We start from the raw sequence: 14,245 nt of genomic DNA, 5'->3' as shown, positions 1-14,245 counted from the left end.
TCGCCGGGAGCAGGGGTGAGCGCCTCGTGTGAGGGCGGCGAAGACAATCGGGGCCCGGCAGGCAGTGCCGGGCCCCTTACGCGTAAGGACAGATCACGGCCGACTGGTCAGGACAGCGCCAGCCAGGCCGCGCCCGCGACGACGAGGATGGCGACGATCACGCCGAGGATGACGCCCACTCGGGGGCCCGCCGACTGCTGCGGGGCCGGGGCGCGGCGGCCGCCGGCCTGGGGGGTGCCGCCCTCGTCCACGAAGGCCCGGAACATCTGCGTGCTGCCCGCCGGATCGTAGTTGCCGCCGGCCTGGTTCTGCGGGTTGGTCGCCATGGGGAAGGACCCTAGCGAACCGGTGCTGCGGGGGCACCCCTGGGGCGCGTACGAAACGGCCGCCGAGTGCCGTCTCACCGCGGGTCGAAGGTGAGCAGGTCACCGGGCTGGCAGTGCAGTTCGCGGCAGATCGCACTGAGTGTGCTGAAGCGGATCGCTTTGGCCCGGTCGTTCTTCAAGACGGAGAGGTTGGCGACGGTCACCCCGACCCGTGCGGCCAGTTCGGCCAGGGTCATACCGCGTTCGTCCAACAGCCGGGCCAGGTGGCACTCGATCTGGTGCGCCTCCTCCGGTGGCATCAGACCAGCCCTTCGGTGTCGGCGCGCAGGCGGGTGCCGTTGCGGAACGCTCCGGCCGCGGCGGCGACGAGCACCGCCAGGAACACGGGCTCGACCGCATAGTCCTTGGCGGGCGAGACCGCCTCCGCCATCGCTTCGCCGCGGACCAGGAGGTTCGTGGTCATCATGTCCAGCAACGGTACGAGAATGCCCATCAGGACGAGGGCGACGGCGACGACGGTGAGCCGCCGCGTGTTCTCGGGCACGAAGAAGTCGCCGGCCCGGAACGTGCCGGCCATCCGCAGCAGCACCATCAGGATCACGATCACCAGCAGGCCGCCCGCGAGTTCCGGGAGGGCGAGCAGCACGCGCTGCCCGAGGCCGGGATCGTGGATGACCAGCTCGGCGCGGTCGGTGCCGCGCAGCGTGACGGGTCCGGACGCGGTGGCGCCGGACAGTCGCGCGGCGGCGTCGACACGCACCTCGCGGGAGGCCGTGGGCGGCAGCGGGCCGGTCACCCCCAGGACCGGGAAGAGGACCTGGAAGAGCCCCACCAGCAGCAATGCCAGCCCCAGGACCAGCTCCAGCACGTGCTCCATTGCCCGTGTCCACCAGGACGTGTCGTTCATGTTCCTGCTCCCCCTCCGGGACCATATCGTTTTTCGATGGTATCGATAATCGATACAGCCCCGTCAAGCGGGTGGCGGTGGACCCCTTGGCGCCGGCCGGGCGCCACGTGACGCCGACCGAGCGCTACGCCCGATCCCCCGCACGCCGAACGCCCCTCGTGAGGTGCACCACAAGATGGCCGAAAAGCGTGGACCGGGCGCCCCCCGATCGACCTGCGGCTTTACGTGCGCCATGGGCATCCATTGACCAATGCCCGGTCCAGGCTTTTCGCCCCCTTTAAGCGCGGAGGCCGCGAATCGTTTGCCTTCAGCAACCAACATTGCGTACAGTCGCATGGTTGCCTCAAGCAACAAAGATGTGCGAGATGTCCGACGGACGCGTGGAGGAGCCGATGGCCGCTCAGAGTCAGTACGAGGAGCTGGCCAGGCAACTCAGCGCCATCGGCGCCGTCAAGCGCGAGATGGGGCGGATGCTGCCCCAGGACTGCCCGCCCGCCTCGGCCGGCGTGCTCACCCTCCTCGACCGGCACGGCGAGATGCGGATGAGCCAGCTCGCCGAGCTGCTCGCGATCGACATGTCGGTGACCAGCCGGCACGTCGCGCACGTCTGCGAGCGCGGCTGGGTCGAGCGCAAGCCCGACCCGGCGGACAAGCGGTCGCGGCTGCTGCGCCTGACCCCGAGCGGGCGGGAGCTCCTGGAGGAACTCGCCGAGCGCTACACGGCAGCACTCGCCCGGTACTTGGGTGACTGGACCGACGCCGACGTCGGGCACCTCATCGAACTGCTCGCCAGGCTCCGCACGAGCTTCGGCGACTGCCGCACCCGGGCGCATCACGACTTCACCACCCGTACACCCGCAGGATGAAAAGGAACCACATGGCTACGACCACACCGGCAGGTGTGCGGGGCGGCCACGCCAAGCACGGAGGGGGCGGACACAGCACCTCCAGCGGGGCGCCCATGACGCACCGTCAGATAATGGAGGCGCTGTCCGGGCTGCTGCTCGGCATGTTCGTCGCCATTCTTTCGTCGACGATCGTCTCGAACGCGCTGCCCGAGATCATTCACGATCTGGACGGCGGCCAGAGCGCCTACACCTGGGTGGTCACCGCCGCGCTGCTGTCGATGACGGCGAGCACGCCCCTGTGGGGCAAGCTCTCCGACCTGTTCAGCAAGAAGCTGCTGGTGCAGTTCGCGCTGGTGATCTATGTCGCGGGCTCGGTCGTCGCCGGCCTGTCGCAGAACACGGGCATGCTGATCGCCTGCCGCGTGGTGCAGGGCATCGGCGTGGGCGGTCTGTCGGCGCTGGCCCAGATCGTGATGGCCGCGATGATCTCGCCGCGTGAGCGCGGTCGTTACAGCGGCTACCTCGGCGCGGTCTTCGCCGTCGCCACCGTCGGCGGCCCGCTGCTCGGCGGCGTCATCACCGACACCGACTGGCTCGGCTGGCGCTGGTGCTTCTACGTCGGTGTGCCGTTCGCGGTCATCGCGCTGATCGTGCTGCAGAAGACCCTGAAGCTGCCCGTCGTCAAGCGCGAGGGCGTCAAGGTCGACTGGGCGGGCGCCTTCTTCATCACCGCGGCGGTCTCGCTGCTGCTGGTGTGGGTGACGCTGGCCGGTGACAAGTACGACTGGATGTCGTGGCAGACCGCCTCGATGGTCGGCGGTGCGGTCGTGCTCGGCGCGATCTTCGTCTTCATCGAGTCCAAGGCCAAGGAACCGATCATCCCGTTGCGGCTGTTCCGCAACAAGACGATCACCCTGGCCTCGCTGGCCTCGCTGTTCGTCGGTATCGCGATGTTCGCCGGCACCGTGTTCTTCAGCCAGTACTTCCAGCTGGCGCGCGGCAAGTCGCCGACGATGTCCGGCGTGATGACCATCCCGATGATCGGCGGGCTGTTCATCTCCTCGACCGTCTCGGGCCAGATCATCACCAAGACCGGCAAGTGGAAGGCCTGGCTGGTCAGTGGCGGTGTGCTGGTGACCGCGGGCCTGGGTCTGCTGGGCACCATCCGCTACGACACCGAGTACTGGCACATCGCGATCTTCATGGCGCTGATGGGTCTCGGCATCGGCATGATGATGCAGAACCTCGTTCTCGCCACGCAGAACCAGGTCGCTCCCGAGGACCTCGGTTCCGCCTCGTCCGTCGTGACCTTCTTCCGCTCCCTCGGTGGTGCGGTGGGCGTCTCGGCGCTCGGTGCGGTGCTCGCCAACCGCGTCACCCACTACGTCAAGGACGGCCTGGCCGAACTCGGGCCCAAGGCCGCCAAGGCCGCCGCGCACGGCGCCGGCAACAGCGGCGGCATCCCGGACCTGGACGCCCTCCCGGCGCCGCTGCGCACCGTGATGGAGAGCGCCTACGGCCACGGCGTCGCCGATGTCTTCCTGTACGCGGCGCCCTGCGCGCTGCTCGCCTTCCTCCTCACCCTGTTCATCAAGGAGGTCGCGTTGAAGACCCGTGGCGGACTGTCCCAGAGCGCCGAGAGCGAGGCCGCCGCGTCGGACGCCGGCGTCCCTGCCCAGGCCGCCGCGCCGGCACCGGCCGCGGACCGCGAGCCCGCGCTGGTGGGCGCCCCGCTCACCTCGGACGACGATGCCCACACGCCGTCCTGGGCGCAGCCCGCCGCCGCGCCGGCCACCCAGCCCCTGCAGGCCTTCGCCTCCGCCGGCGGCTCCGACGCCGCCCCGGACGGCCCGTCCGTCCACGGCTTCGTCCGCAATGCGGAGGGCAGCCCCGTGGCGCGCTCCGCGGTGACGCTGATCTCGCTCAGTGGACGCCAGTTGGCCCGCTCGGTCGCCCAGGCCAACGGCTCGTACGCGCTCAGCGCCCCCGGCGCCGGCTCGTATGTGCTGATCGCGGCGGCCGACGGACACCAGCCGCAGGCGTCCACGGTCGTCGTCGGCGACCAGCCCTACGGCTACGACATCCTGCTCAGCGGCACCGGCGGCCTCGCCGGCCAGGTCCGCGGCGCGGTCGACGGCGAGGGCGTCGACGGTGCGATGGTCGTCGTCACCGACGTCCGCGGCGAGGTGCTGGCCACTGGAAAGACCGGCGCCGAGGGCTACTTCGCCTTCGACGAGCTGGCACCGGGGACCTTCACCGTCGCCGTGAACGCCGCCGGCTACCGGCCGTCCGCGCTGCCGGTCGAGGTGGGCGGGCAGGGCACGACCCGTATCGAGGTGGAGCTGCTGTCCGGGGCGCGGGTGCAGGGCGTCGTGCGCGCCGGTGCCGACCGCCGGCCGCTGTCCGACGCGCGGGTCACGCTGGTGGACGCGGCGGGCAACGTCGTGGCCACCTCGACGACCGGGGAGGACGGCGCGTACGCCTTCACCGACCTGGACGCCGGCGACTACACGGTCATCGCGAGCGGCTACCCGCCGGTCGCCAACGGCCTGTCGGTCGACGCACGCGGGATCGACGGCTACGACGTCGAGCTTGCGCACCCGGGGGACTGACCCCGAAGGAGCCCCGGGGGACCCCCTCCGGGGCGACAAGACCCCGGTCCGGGGCGCGCGTTGAGCGGAGACGCGCCCCGGACCGGCCACCAGGGCTCCGGCGGCGGCACTGCGCACAGGCAGGGGACGGCCTGCAGGCCGCCGTCCGGAGCCCGACACTCGGCCCCCATGAGCAGGGGAGACCCCAGACCAGGCGACAAACGGGAGAGGCAATGCATTCGACGGGCGCGGGAGCTGCGGGCGTAAGGGCGCAGGTCCGCACACGGGACGGCTGGGCGGTCCAGCACGCCGTACTGACCGTCACCGACATGACGGGCGCGCAGGTGCTGCGCGCGGCGGCGGACGAGGAAGGCGCCATCCGCAGCGGGCAGCCGCTGCCCGCCGGCCCGTACACGGTCATCGTGACGGCCGTCGGCTACGCGCCGGTCGCCTCCAGCGCGATCGTGACGGCGAGCGGCCGGATGGACGTGGGCGGCGTCGTGCTGGCCCGGCAGGGCGGGGCCGAGCTGCCGCCGCCCGGCCCCTGGACCATCGACCCGATGCACTCGACGGTGGCCGCGGTCGCCCAGCACCTGGGGATCTCCAGTGTGCACGGCCGGTTCACCGAGTTCGGCGGCCGGATCGAGATCGCCGAGGACCTGGCGGAGTCGCGGGTCGAGGCCGCCATCAAGGCCTCCTCGATCGACACCGGCAACGGTATGCGCGACGGCCATCTGCGCTCCGAGGACTTCCTCAACATCGAGGAGTACCCGGAGATCACCTACCGCAGCTCGGGCCTGCAACCGGCCGGCCCGGACCGCTGGACGGTCCACGGCGAGCTGGCGCTGCACGGCGTCGTACGGCCGGTGGACCTCGAACTGAGCTACCTCGGCACCGGCCCCGACCCGTGGGGCGGGGTGCGCGCCGCCTTCCGCGCCACCGCCGAGCTGCGCCGCGAGGACTTCAAGATGAACTACAACCAGGTCGTGGCGGCCGGTATCGCGGCGATCGGGACGACGCTGAAGGTGGAGCTGGACATCCAGGCGGTGCAGGGGGAGACGCTGCCGATGGCGTGAGAGCGCGGCGGGCGGGCCGGCGCAGCGGGTGGGCCGGCGCCGCCCGTCGTCGCCGTCCGAGCGCGACCCGTCAGCGGCGCCGGCGGGCGTTGAGCCGGGCGGCCTGGCGGGTGAGGTGGTCGCGTTCGGCGAGGTTGGGTGCCTTCCGGGCCGCCTCGGCGTACAGCCGGGCCGCCGTCGCCGGGTCGCCGTCGCGCTCGTGGAGGTACGCCGCCACCGCGGCGTGGCGGGGCAGTGCGGCGTCGAGTGGCGCGAGGGCTGCCAGCCCGGCGCGCGGTCCGTCGGCCTCGCCGACGGCGACCGCGCGGTTGAGCCGGACGACCGGGCTGTCGGTCAGGCGCAGGAGTTCGTCGTACCACTCGACGATCTGCACCCAGTCGGTCTCCTCGGCGGTGGGCGCGTCCGCGTGGAGCGCCGCGATGGCGGCCTGGGCCTGGAACTCGCCCAGCCGGTCGCGGGCGAGGGCCGCCTGCAGGATCTCCACGCCCTCGGCGATCGAGGCGGTGTCCCACCGGCCGCGATCCTGCTCGGCGAGCGGTACGAGGCTGCCGTCGGGCGCGGTCCGGGAGGCGCGCCGCGCGTGGTGGAGCAGCATGAGGGCGAGCAGCCCCGCCACCTCGGGGTGGTCGATCGCGGCCGCGAGCTGTCGGGTGAGCCGGATGGCCTCGGCGGCGAGGTCGATGTCGCCGGAGTAGCCCTCGTTGAAGACCAGGTAGAGGACGCGCAGCACGGTGGCGACGTCGCCGGGCTGGTCCAGGCGCACGCCGGAGACGGTGCGCTTGGCCCGGCTGATCCGCTGCGCCATGGTCGCCTCGGGCACCAGGTAGGCCCGGGCGATCTGGCGGGTGGTGAGGCCGCCGACGGCGCGCAGGGTGAGCGCGACCGCGGACGACGCGGTCAGCGACGGGTGGGCGCACAGGAAGTAGAGCCGGAGCGTGTCGTCCGCGTCGGGTGCGGGTCCGGGCGCGGGTTCGTCGTCGAGGCGGTCCTCGCGGCGGCGCCGGGCCGCGTCCGCCCGGGTCGCGTCGAGGAACTTGCGCCAGGCCACGGTGACCAGCCAGCCCTTCGCGTCCCGCGGAGGGTCGGCCGGCCAGACGCGGACCGCCTCGATGAGCGCGTCCTGTACGGCGTCCTCGGCCGCCGCGAAGTCGGCTCCGCGGCGGACGAGGACGGCGAGCACGCTCGGTGTGAGGCTGCGGAGCAGGACCTCATCCATGGAAGGTGCACTCCGAGATGGTGGGTGGCGCGGCCAGGAACGGGCGCACCTCCAGCCACTCGTGGATCGGCCTCCCGCCCGCCCCGGGGGCGGCCGACAGCTCCCCGGCCAGCTCGACGGCGCGCTCGTAGCTGTCGACGTCGATCACCATCCAGCCGGCGATGAGGTCCTTGGTCTCGGCGAACGGGCCGTCGGTGACCGGCGGGCGCCCCTCACCGTCGTACCGGACCCACGTCCCCTCGGGAGCGAGCGCCTGACCGTCGACGAACTCGCCGGTCTTCTCCAGCCGGTCCGCGAAGTCCTGCATGTACTGCACATGCGCCGAGATCTCCTCGGGCGCCCACTGGTCCATGGGGACGTCGTTGACCGGAGCCGGAGCGCCGCGGTAGTGCTTCAGCAGCAAGTACTTGGCCATGGTGTCTCTCCTCGGTGCTGGTGCGATCCATTGTGGTCGCGTTCACCTCGGGGACGGAGCCGGCCACGGGTTCTCGACATCGCCGTCGGAAGTTTTTTTGGGATCTCGCGTCGGTCCACGAAGCGCCCTTTTCGACCCACATCGAAAAGATGGCGCATCAACGACCAGACCGGTGGCGCCAAGGCCCGCACCTGCACCGGCTACAACGGCACGGGCGACTGCCAGGGCTTCAGGGACCCCGGCTACTACGTGGACAAGGACCTGACGCCGATCAACTCGATCGTCCTCGTCAGGCCGTAGCCACCCACCGCACGCACGCCGCGGATACACGGGGTCGCGGTTTCGCGAGTCGCGGTTCCAGCCGGGCCGGGCCTCCTACCGGGGGCCCGGCCCGGGGGCGTCGCCCCGGTCCCGCAGCGCCTCGATCCCCGCGATCTGCAGATCCAGCGCGAAGGCGAAGTCCCGGTCGCGCATCTCCCGCACGGTGGTCCCGCCGCGGGCCTCCATGACCTTGGTGGAGTTCGCCATCGTCTCCGCGAACTCCGGACGGCCCTGGACCGCGGACATCACCTGCTGGAAGTACTCGTCGACGGGCATCCCCGCCTCCGCGCAGCGGGCGTCGAAGAGGCCCTCGATGGTGGCGAAGCCGTAGACGAACTGGAAGACGGCGGACAGCCCGCCGGTGATCTGCTCCAGGGACAGTCCGCTCTCCTTCATCACCCGCATGGTGGCGTTGGAGAAGGCGATGGAGTGCGGGCCGATGTTGATGTACGTGCCCAGCAGCCGGACCACCCAGGGGTGGCCGGTCAGCAGGGCGCGGTATTCGCCGGCCAGTGCGCGCAGGTGGTCGCGCCAGTCCCGGTCCGCGGCGTCCTCGTCCGGCATCCGCATCTCGCCCATGACGCTGTCCAGGGCGAGTTCCAGCAGGTCGTCCTTGGTGTCGACGTACCAGTAGACGGACATCGCGGTGACGCCCAGCTCGGCGGCGAGCCGGCGCATGGAGAACTTCGCCAGGCCCTCGGTGTCCAGCAGCCGGACCGTGGCCGCGACGATCTTGTCGCGGTCGAGTCCGGCCGGCTGGTCCGCCTTCCGCTTGAGCGGGGGCCGTTCGGTCAGCCAGACGCTGTTCGGCCGCTTTCCGGCGCGGCCGTTCGTCGCCGCCATGGCGCCCCTCCTTGTTTCCGAGCGTCGCCGTTCACGATCACGTACACCGTCGATGCTATTCGGCCGCGGCGGCGGGTTCTGGGCCGGTGGCCGTCCCCGGTGCCGTCGGCTGCTGGGCGGTGCGCTCCGCCCGGCGCAGCAGTACGGCCGCGAGGAGTCCGCCGAGGAAGACCGCGGCCGCGCCGACCAGCTGGCTGGTGCCGATGCCGGAGGCGAACGCGTCCTGGACGGCGGAGCGTTCGGCGTCGGTGTGGGTCCGGTCGAGGGCGGCGGGCAGCGAGCCGGCGCCCGCGGCGACCAGCGGGAGCAGCGCCACGAAGCGGGAGTTGAGGACCGCGCCGAGGACGGCGACGCCCAGGCCCTGGCCGAACTCCATCAGCGTGCCGTTGACGCCGGCACCCACGCCGGCCTTCGCCGGCGGGATGGCGGACATGATGGCGTTGGCCATCGTCGGCATGGCGAGCGCGACGCCGATGCCCATCACGATCAGGCCGGTCAGCATGCCGCCGTAGCTGTGGCCGCCGAGCAGGGAGATCGCGGCGAGGCCGGCCGCGAGCAGGGACATGCCGGAGACGATCATTCCGGGGGTGCCGAACTTGGGCAGCAGGCGGGCGCTCAGGCCGGTGAAGTTGATCAGGATGACGGTGACGGCGAGCGGCGCCATCCGCAGTCCCGCGTCCAACGGGCCGTAACCGAGCACCAGTTGGAGGTGCTGGGTGAGCAGGAACATCGAGCCGCCCATGCCGAAGGCGACGAGGATGCCGCCGGAGACCGCACCGATGAAGCGGCGGTTCTGGAAGAAGTGCATGTCCAGCATGGGGTGCGGGACATGCAGCTCCCACCCCGCGAAGAGGGCGAGCGCGGCGATGCCGATGGCGGCGGAGATCACCACCTGCTCGGAAAGCCACCCGTCGACCGGCCCGGAGATGATCGCGAAGACCACCCCGACCATGCCGATCGTGGACAGCAGGGCACCCAGCAGATCCGGGCTCGCACCGGCCCGGCTCTTGGACTCGGGGACGAGGGTGACGACGGCCATGAACGCGATGACCGCGACGGGGAGGTTGACCAGGAACAGCGAGCCCCACCAGAAGTGGTCGAGGAGTGCACCGCCGATCAGCGGCCCGGCGGCGAAGCCCAGGGAGTTGACCGAGCTCCAGATGCCGATGGCCCGGGGGCGCTCCGCGTCGTCGAAGATCTGCATGACGACGGCGAGGGTGGTGGTGACCAGCAGCGCGCCGCCGACACCCATGCCGGCGCGGGCGGCTATCAGCTGGCCGGGGGACTGGGCGAGCGCGGCGCCGAGCGAGGCGACACCGAAGAGCACCAGGCCGACGGCGAGCATCTTCTTGCGGCCGTAGCGGTCGGCGGAGTTGCCCGCGGTGAGCAGCAGACCGGACTGGACCAGCGAATAGGCGTTGATCATCCACTGGACGTCGGCAGTGGTCGCACCCAGGTCCTCGGTGAGGGAGGGGATGGCGACGTTGAGGACGGTGTTGTCGAGGATCACCGTGAGCTGCGCGATGCAGATGACGGCCAGGATCAGCCAGCGGGCGGAGTGCCGGCCCGTCGGCTGAAGGGTGGTGGCTTCCGAGGCCACAGAGGTCATACGGGCTCCCTGTACGGTGCGAGCGGATGCTTTACACCGTACAGGGATGCCTATACGCCGTACAATTGAATTACTGCGGGCGCGACTGGGGAGGGCTTTGCCAGGGGGCCCATCGACCCCTTAGGGGAAGACCCCGAGCGAGGGGGGAAGGCCTTGTGTCTCATCGGCTCGACAGTCCTTCCGGCCCTCGTTGGGCCCTTCCCGGCCCTCGTTGGGCCCTTCCCGGCCCTCGCCGGGCTCTTCCCGGTCCTCGCGGGGCCCTCCGGGCCATCGGTGGGTCTTCCGGGTCCGCTCTAGGCCTTCCGGGTCAGGTCGTAGAAGGTGGCGCTGCCGACGGTGACCTTCTTGAAGGTCTTCTCCACCCAGGAGCTGATCTTCGACGAGTCGCCCTGGCCGCCTCCGGGGCCGCCGAAGCCACCCCGTCCGCCACCGATGAAGTAGTGGATCTTCCCGTCCGCCACATAGTTCTTGAACTGGGCGAGGGTCGGTGACGGGTCGCTCCCGTTGAAACCGCCGATCGCCATCACGGGCTTCTGGGTGGCCAGTTGGTGGCTCGCGGCATTCTGGGAGCCGATGGCCGCGGCGGCCCAGGTGTAGTCGTCCGCGTCCTTCTCCAGCAGGGCCTTGGCCTTGGCGCTGACCTTGCTGCCGTTGAGCAGGCCGCCCATACCGCCCATACGGCCGGCGCCGCGCTCACCCATTCCGCCGATACGGCCGGGGAAGGCCTGCCCGCCCTGGTTCCGACCCGGGGGGAACGCCTGGCCTGCCGGGTTGCCCTGGCCCGGCCCGCCCGCGCCGGGCACGGCACCTTGGGCACCACCCTGGGCGCGGCCGGGCATGCCGTTGTTGGTTCCGTTGCCGTTGGCGTTCGGGTTGCCATTGGGGTTCGAGTTGCCGTTGGCGTTCGGGTTGGCGTTGGCGTTGGTGTTGGCCTTGTTGCCGGCGTTGTTGCTGGCGTTGTTGCCGGGCCACATGCCCCGGCCGGGGCCGCGGCCGCCGGGGAAGCCGCCGCCTCCAGGTCCGCCCATACCGCCCCGCACAGAAGGCCCGGCCGTGATGATCGAACCGCCCTTGGGTGTGTTGACCGTGTCTAGCGTGTACGCCACCGGCCCGGCCAGCGCCGCCGCCAGCCCGGCCCCGGCCGCGAGCACGACGACCCTGCGGCCCGTCCGCACCCGCGCCTCACCCCGTACCGCTGCTCCCGTCCGCCGCAGGGGCACCAGCAGGCCCAGCGCCGCCACCGTCCCCAGCGCAGCCACCGTCCAGCGCAGCCACGGCAGCCAGTCCGGTGAACGGTCCAGCAGCACGTACGACCAGGCGGCGGTCACCGCGACCGTCGCGGCCAGCACGATCGACGCGAGCCGCCCGCCGCGCCGCCACAGCAGCGTCGTACCCATCCCGACCAGCGCCGCGATATACGGGGCCAGCGCGATGTTGTAGTACTGGTGGAAGATCCCGGACATAAAGCTGAAGGTCGTGAACGTCATCAGCAGCGCGCCGCCCCAGATCAGGAACTCCGCCCGCTGACCGGCCTGTTCGGCCTGATCGACTCGTTCGGCCTGATCGGCGGCGTTCGCCCGCCGGGCCCGCCACAGCACGCACACCGCCACGACCAGCAGGATCAGCGCGGCGGGCAGCAGCCATGCGATCTGCCCGCCCATGTCGGCCGAGAAGAGCCGGGTGATGCCGGTCTCCCCCCATCCGCCGCCGCCTCCGCCGGGACGAGCACCGCCCCCGCCGACACTGCCGGTCTCCTCGCCGGTGATCCGCCCGAAGCCGTTGTAGCCGAAGGTCAGCTCCAGGAAGCTGTTGTGCTGCGAGCCGCCGATGTACGGGCGCGAGGCCGCCGGCCAAAGCTCGACGATCGCCACCCACCAGCCGGCGGACACCACGATCGCCAGCCCGGCGAGCAGCAGCTGTCCGAGCCGCCGGCGCAGCGCGACCGGCGCACAGCAGGCATGGACCACGGCGAGCGGCGGCAGGATCAGCCAGGCCTGCAGCGTCTTGGTCAAAAACCCCAGCCCGAAGCAGACCCCGGCCAGCACCAGCCACTTCGTACGGCCGTCCTCCAGGGCGCGCAGCACGGCGGCGATCGCGCAGACCATCAGCAGACACAGCAGCGCATCGGGGTTGTTGAAACGGAACATCAGCGCCGCGACCGGCGTCACCGCCAGCACCCCGCCCGCGAGCAGCCCGGCACCCGCGCCGAACCGCCGCCGTACGGCCGCGTACAGCACGCCGACCGTCGCCACGCCCATCAGCGCCTCGGGCACCAGGATCGCCCAGGAACCGAGCCCGAAGAGCCGTACGGACAGCGCCATCGGCCACAGCGCGGCCGGCGGCTTGTCGACGGTGATGGAGTTCGCCGCGTCGGAGGAGCCGAAGAAGAAGGCCTTCCAGCTCTCGCTGCCGGCCTGTACGGCGGCCGAGTAGAACTGGTTGGCGTACTCGGACGCGGACAGGCTCCACAGGTAGAGCACCGCCGTGACCAGCAACAACGCCAGCAGCGCGGGTCTCGCCCAGCGTGGATCCGTGGGGTGGCCGCGCAGGATCCGCGCGGGCGCGGACGGCGTGGGGGACGGGTGCGGGGTCATCGGGTGCTCCTGGGGGTGTCGTTCAGGTCGTGCCGGTCGTGCCGGTCGGGCAGGTCGTGCCGGTCGGGCAGGTCGGGCAGCTCATGCCGATCGGCCAGGTCGTACGGCCCGCGCCGGTCGCGCGAGTCGTACGGCCCGCGCCGGTCGCGCGAGTCGCGCGGCTCGTGCCCGTCGCGCGAGTCGTGCCGCTCCTCCCGGCGCTCACGCTCCGGAAAGACCCAGGCGCGGAAGAGCAGAAACCGCAGCACCGTCGCCGCGAGGTTGGCCGCGACCAGCACCGCGAGCTCGGTGCCGTGCGAGGCATTGCCGCTGGCGGCGTCCAGGGCGGCGAGAGAACCGCTGGTCAGCGCCAGCCCAATGGCGAAGACCACCAGCCCCTGGGCCTGGTGGCGGATCGCCCGGTCCCGCCCCCGTACGCCGAAGGTCAGCCGCCGGTTGGCGGCGGTGTTGCCGATCGCCGACACCAACAGCGCGGCCGCGTTGGCCAGTTGGGGTCCCAGCCCGAGCCGGAAGAGGGAGTACAGGGCGAGATAGCACAGCGTGCTGAGCCCGCCGACGACACAGAAGCCGACCAGCTGACGCGCCAGCCCGCCCGGCACCCCGGACAGCTCGCGGTCCCGCGGGTCGTCCCCGAACGGCCGGGCCAGCCGGTCCAGCGGCAGCGCGCCGGTCGCCAGGGCCCGCCCCACCCGCCATACGCCCTTGAGGTCGTCCGTGGCCGTCCGCACGATGTGCACGGTGCTGTTCGGGTCGTCGACCCAGTCCACCGGCACCTCGTGGATCCGCAATCCGGCCCGCTCCGCGAGCACCAGCATCTCGGTGTCGAAGAACCACCCGGTGTCCTCGACCATCGGCAGCAGCCGTTCCGCCACGTCTTTGCGTATGGCCTTGAACCCGCACTGCGCGTCAGAGAAGCGCGCGGCGAGCGAGCCCCGCAGGATGAGGTTGTACGTACGGGAGATGAACTCCCGCTTGGGTCCGCGAACGACGCGTGCGCTCCGACTGAGCCGGGAGCCGATCGCCAGGTCCGAATGCCCCGAGATCAGCGGTGCGACCAGCGGCAACAGGGCGTTGAGGTCGGTGGACAGATCGACGTCCATATAGGCCAGCACCGGCGCCTCGGAGAGCGACCACACGGTGCGCAGCGCCCTGCCGCGCCCCTTCTGCTCCAGCCGTACCGCCGTGACCTCGTCGATCGCGTCGTCGAGCCGGGCGGCGACGTCCGGCGTACGGTCGGTGCTCGCGTTGTCGGCGATGGTGATCCGGAACCCGTAGGGGAAGGTCCGGGCGAGGTGCTCGTGCAGGCGCCGGACGCACGGCTCAAGATCACTCTCCTCGTTGTAGACGGGAATGACCACATCGAGCACGGTCGCGATCCGCCCGAGAGGCAGATGCTCACGTGGCGGCAGGGAGCCCAGTGGAGTGCGGGGCGGCTGAGTCGTCGTCATGTCGACGACATTCGCCAACCGCCCTGTCATGGCCGTGTGCTGAGCCTGTGC

12 protein-coding genes are annotated in these 14,245 nt (G+C 71.4%); 3 read left to right on the top strand and 9 right to left on the bottom strand.

Features of this window, described 5'->3' with window-relative positions; translation table 11 throughout:
* Positions 1-107: 107 nt before the first annotated feature.
* From WAB15_RS22160 to WAB15_RS22150, 3 genes are all read right to left on the bottom strand, one after another.
* Positions 108-326 carry a hypothetical protein gene (locus WAB15_RS22160; RefSeq protein WP_399145640.1) on the bottom strand — a complete coding sequence of 73 codons (219 nt, stop codon included), beginning with the start codon at positions 324-326 and terminating at the stop codon, positions 108-110.
* A 74-nt stretch (positions 327-400) separates the two neighbouring features.
* Entirely contained in the window at positions 401-625 is a 225-nt protein-coding gene (locus tag WAB15_RS22155) for a helix-turn-helix domain-containing protein (protein ID WP_399145642.1), read from the bottom strand.
* Entirely contained in the window at positions 625-1,233 is a 609-nt protein-coding gene (locus tag WAB15_RS22150; protein WP_407287307.1) for a DUF2975 domain-containing protein, read from the bottom strand. Before WAB15_RS22150 ends, WAB15_RS22155 begins: the two co-directional genes overlap by 1 nt.
* A 392-nt stretch (positions 1,234-1,625) precedes the next feature.
* Here WAB15_RS22150 and WAB15_RS22145 point away from each other — a divergent pair, with 392 nt between their 5' ends.
* From WAB15_RS22145 to WAB15_RS22135, 3 genes are all read left to right on the top strand, one after another.
* The gene (locus WAB15_RS22145; protein WP_399146077.1) at positions 1,626-2,099 is read left to right on the top strand and encodes a MarR family winged helix-turn-helix transcriptional regulator; all 474 of its coding nucleotides are present in this window, start codon (positions 1,626-1,628) and stop codon (positions 2,097-2,099) included.
* 11 nt (positions 2,100-2,110) lie between these two features.
* Positions 2,111-4,693 (top strand): MFS transporter, encoded by a 2,583-nt coding sequence (locus WAB15_RS22140; RefSeq protein WP_407287306.1) that lies wholly within the window; start codon positions 2,111-2,113, stop codon positions 4,691-4,693.
* A 212-nt stretch (positions 4,694-4,905) separates the two neighbouring features.
* On the top strand, positions 4,906-5,748 hold the full coding sequence (locus tag WAB15_RS22135; RefSeq protein WP_399145645.1) for a YceI family protein: 843 nt from the start codon (positions 4,906-4,908) through the stop codon (positions 5,746-5,748).
* Between the two features lie 70 nt (positions 5,749-5,818).
* On the opposite strand, the gene WAB15_RS22130 is transcribed toward WAB15_RS22135, so the two are convergent.
* From WAB15_RS22130 to WAB15_RS22105, 6 genes are all read right to left on the bottom strand, one after another.
* Complete coding sequence (locus WAB15_RS22130) at positions 5,819-6,964, bottom strand: RNA polymerase sigma factor (RefSeq protein ID WP_407287305.1); 1,146 nt, start codon at positions 6,962-6,964, stop codon at positions 5,819-5,821.
* Entirely contained in the window at positions 6,957-7,379 is a 423-nt protein-coding gene (locus tag WAB15_RS22125) for a YciI family protein (protein ID WP_399145647.1), read from the bottom strand. Before WAB15_RS22125 ends, WAB15_RS22130 begins: the two co-directional genes overlap by 8 nt.
* A 375-nt stretch (positions 7,380-7,754) precedes the next feature.
* On the bottom strand, positions 7,755-8,543 hold the full coding sequence (locus tag WAB15_RS22120; protein ID WP_407287304.1) for a TetR/AcrR family transcriptional regulator: 789 nt from the start codon (positions 8,541-8,543) through the stop codon (positions 7,755-7,757).
* A 55-nt stretch (positions 8,544-8,598) separates the two neighbouring features.
* Complete coding sequence (locus WAB15_RS22115) at positions 8,599-10,152, bottom strand: MFS transporter (protein ID WP_407287303.1); 1,554 nt, start codon at positions 10,150-10,152, stop codon at positions 8,599-8,601.
* 293 nt (positions 10,153-10,445) lie between these two features.
* Positions 10,446-12,746 carry an ArnT family glycosyltransferase gene (locus tag WAB15_RS22110; protein ID WP_407287302.1) on the bottom strand — a complete coding sequence of 767 codons (2,301 nt, stop codon included), beginning with the start codon at positions 12,744-12,746 and terminating at the stop codon, positions 10,446-10,448.
* Positions 12,743-14,194: a glycosyltransferase gene (locus tag WAB15_RS22105; protein ID WP_407287301.1), complete on the bottom strand. Its 1,452-nt coding sequence runs from the start codon at positions 14,192-14,194 to the stop codon at positions 12,743-12,745. Before WAB15_RS22105 ends, WAB15_RS22110 begins: the two co-directional genes overlap by 4 nt.
* Between the last annotated feature and the right edge of the window lie 51 nt (positions 14,195-14,245).

The sequence above is a fragment of the Streptomyces sirii genome, from assembly GCF_045690365.1.
GTDB classification, from domain to species: Bacteria; Actinomycetota; Actinomycetes; order Streptomycetales; family Streptomycetaceae; genus Streptomyces; species Streptomyces sirii.
This window is presented reverse-complemented; position numbering and strand designations above follow the sequence as displayed.

Excerpts from the sequence above, each read along its gene's own strand:
- WAB15_RS22160 (WP_399145640.1), bottom strand. The coding sequence starts at position 326 with ATGGCGACCAACCCGCAGAACCAGGCCGGCGGCAACTACGATCCGGCG.
- WAB15_RS22155 (WP_399145642.1), bottom strand. The coding sequence starts at position 625 with ATGCCACCGGAGGAGGCGCACCAGATCGAGTGCCACCTGGCCCGGCTG.
- WAB15_RS22150 (WP_407287307.1), bottom strand. The coding sequence starts at position 1,233 with ATGAACGACACGTCCTGGTGGACACGGGCAATGGAGCACGTGCTGGAG.
- WAB15_RS22145 (WP_399146077.1), top strand. The coding sequence starts at position 1,626 with ATGGCCGCTCAGAGTCAGTACGAGGAGCTGGCCAGGCAACTCAGCGCC.
- WAB15_RS22140 (WP_407287306.1), top strand. The coding sequence starts at position 2,111 with ATGGCTACGACCACACCGGCAGGTGTGCGGGGCGGCCACGCCAAGCAC.
- WAB15_RS22135 (WP_399145645.1), top strand. The coding sequence starts at position 4,906 with ATGCATTCGACGGGCGCGGGAGCTGCGGGCGTAAGGGCGCAGGTCCGC.
- WAB15_RS22130 (WP_407287305.1), bottom strand. The coding sequence starts at position 6,964 with ATGGATGAGGTCCTGCTCCGCAGCCTCACACCGAGCGTGCTCGCCGTC.
- WAB15_RS22125 (WP_399145647.1), bottom strand. The coding sequence starts at position 7,379 with ATGGCCAAGTACTTGCTGCTGAAGCACTACCGCGGCGCTCCGGCTCCG.
- WAB15_RS22120 (WP_407287304.1), bottom strand. The coding sequence starts at position 8,543 with ATGGCGGCGACGAACGGCCGCGCCGGAAAGCGGCCGAACAGCGTCTGG.
- WAB15_RS22115 (WP_407287303.1), bottom strand. The coding sequence starts at position 10,152 with ATGACCTCTGTGGCCTCGGAAGCCACCACCCTTCAGCCGACGGGCCGG.
- WAB15_RS22110 (WP_407287302.1), bottom strand. The coding sequence starts at position 12,746 with ATGACCCCGCACCCGTCCCCCACGCCGTCCGCGCCCGCGCGGATCCTG.
- WAB15_RS22105 (WP_407287301.1), bottom strand. The coding sequence starts at position 14,194 with ATGACGACGACTCAGCCGCCCCGCACTCCACTGGGCTCCCTGCCGCCA.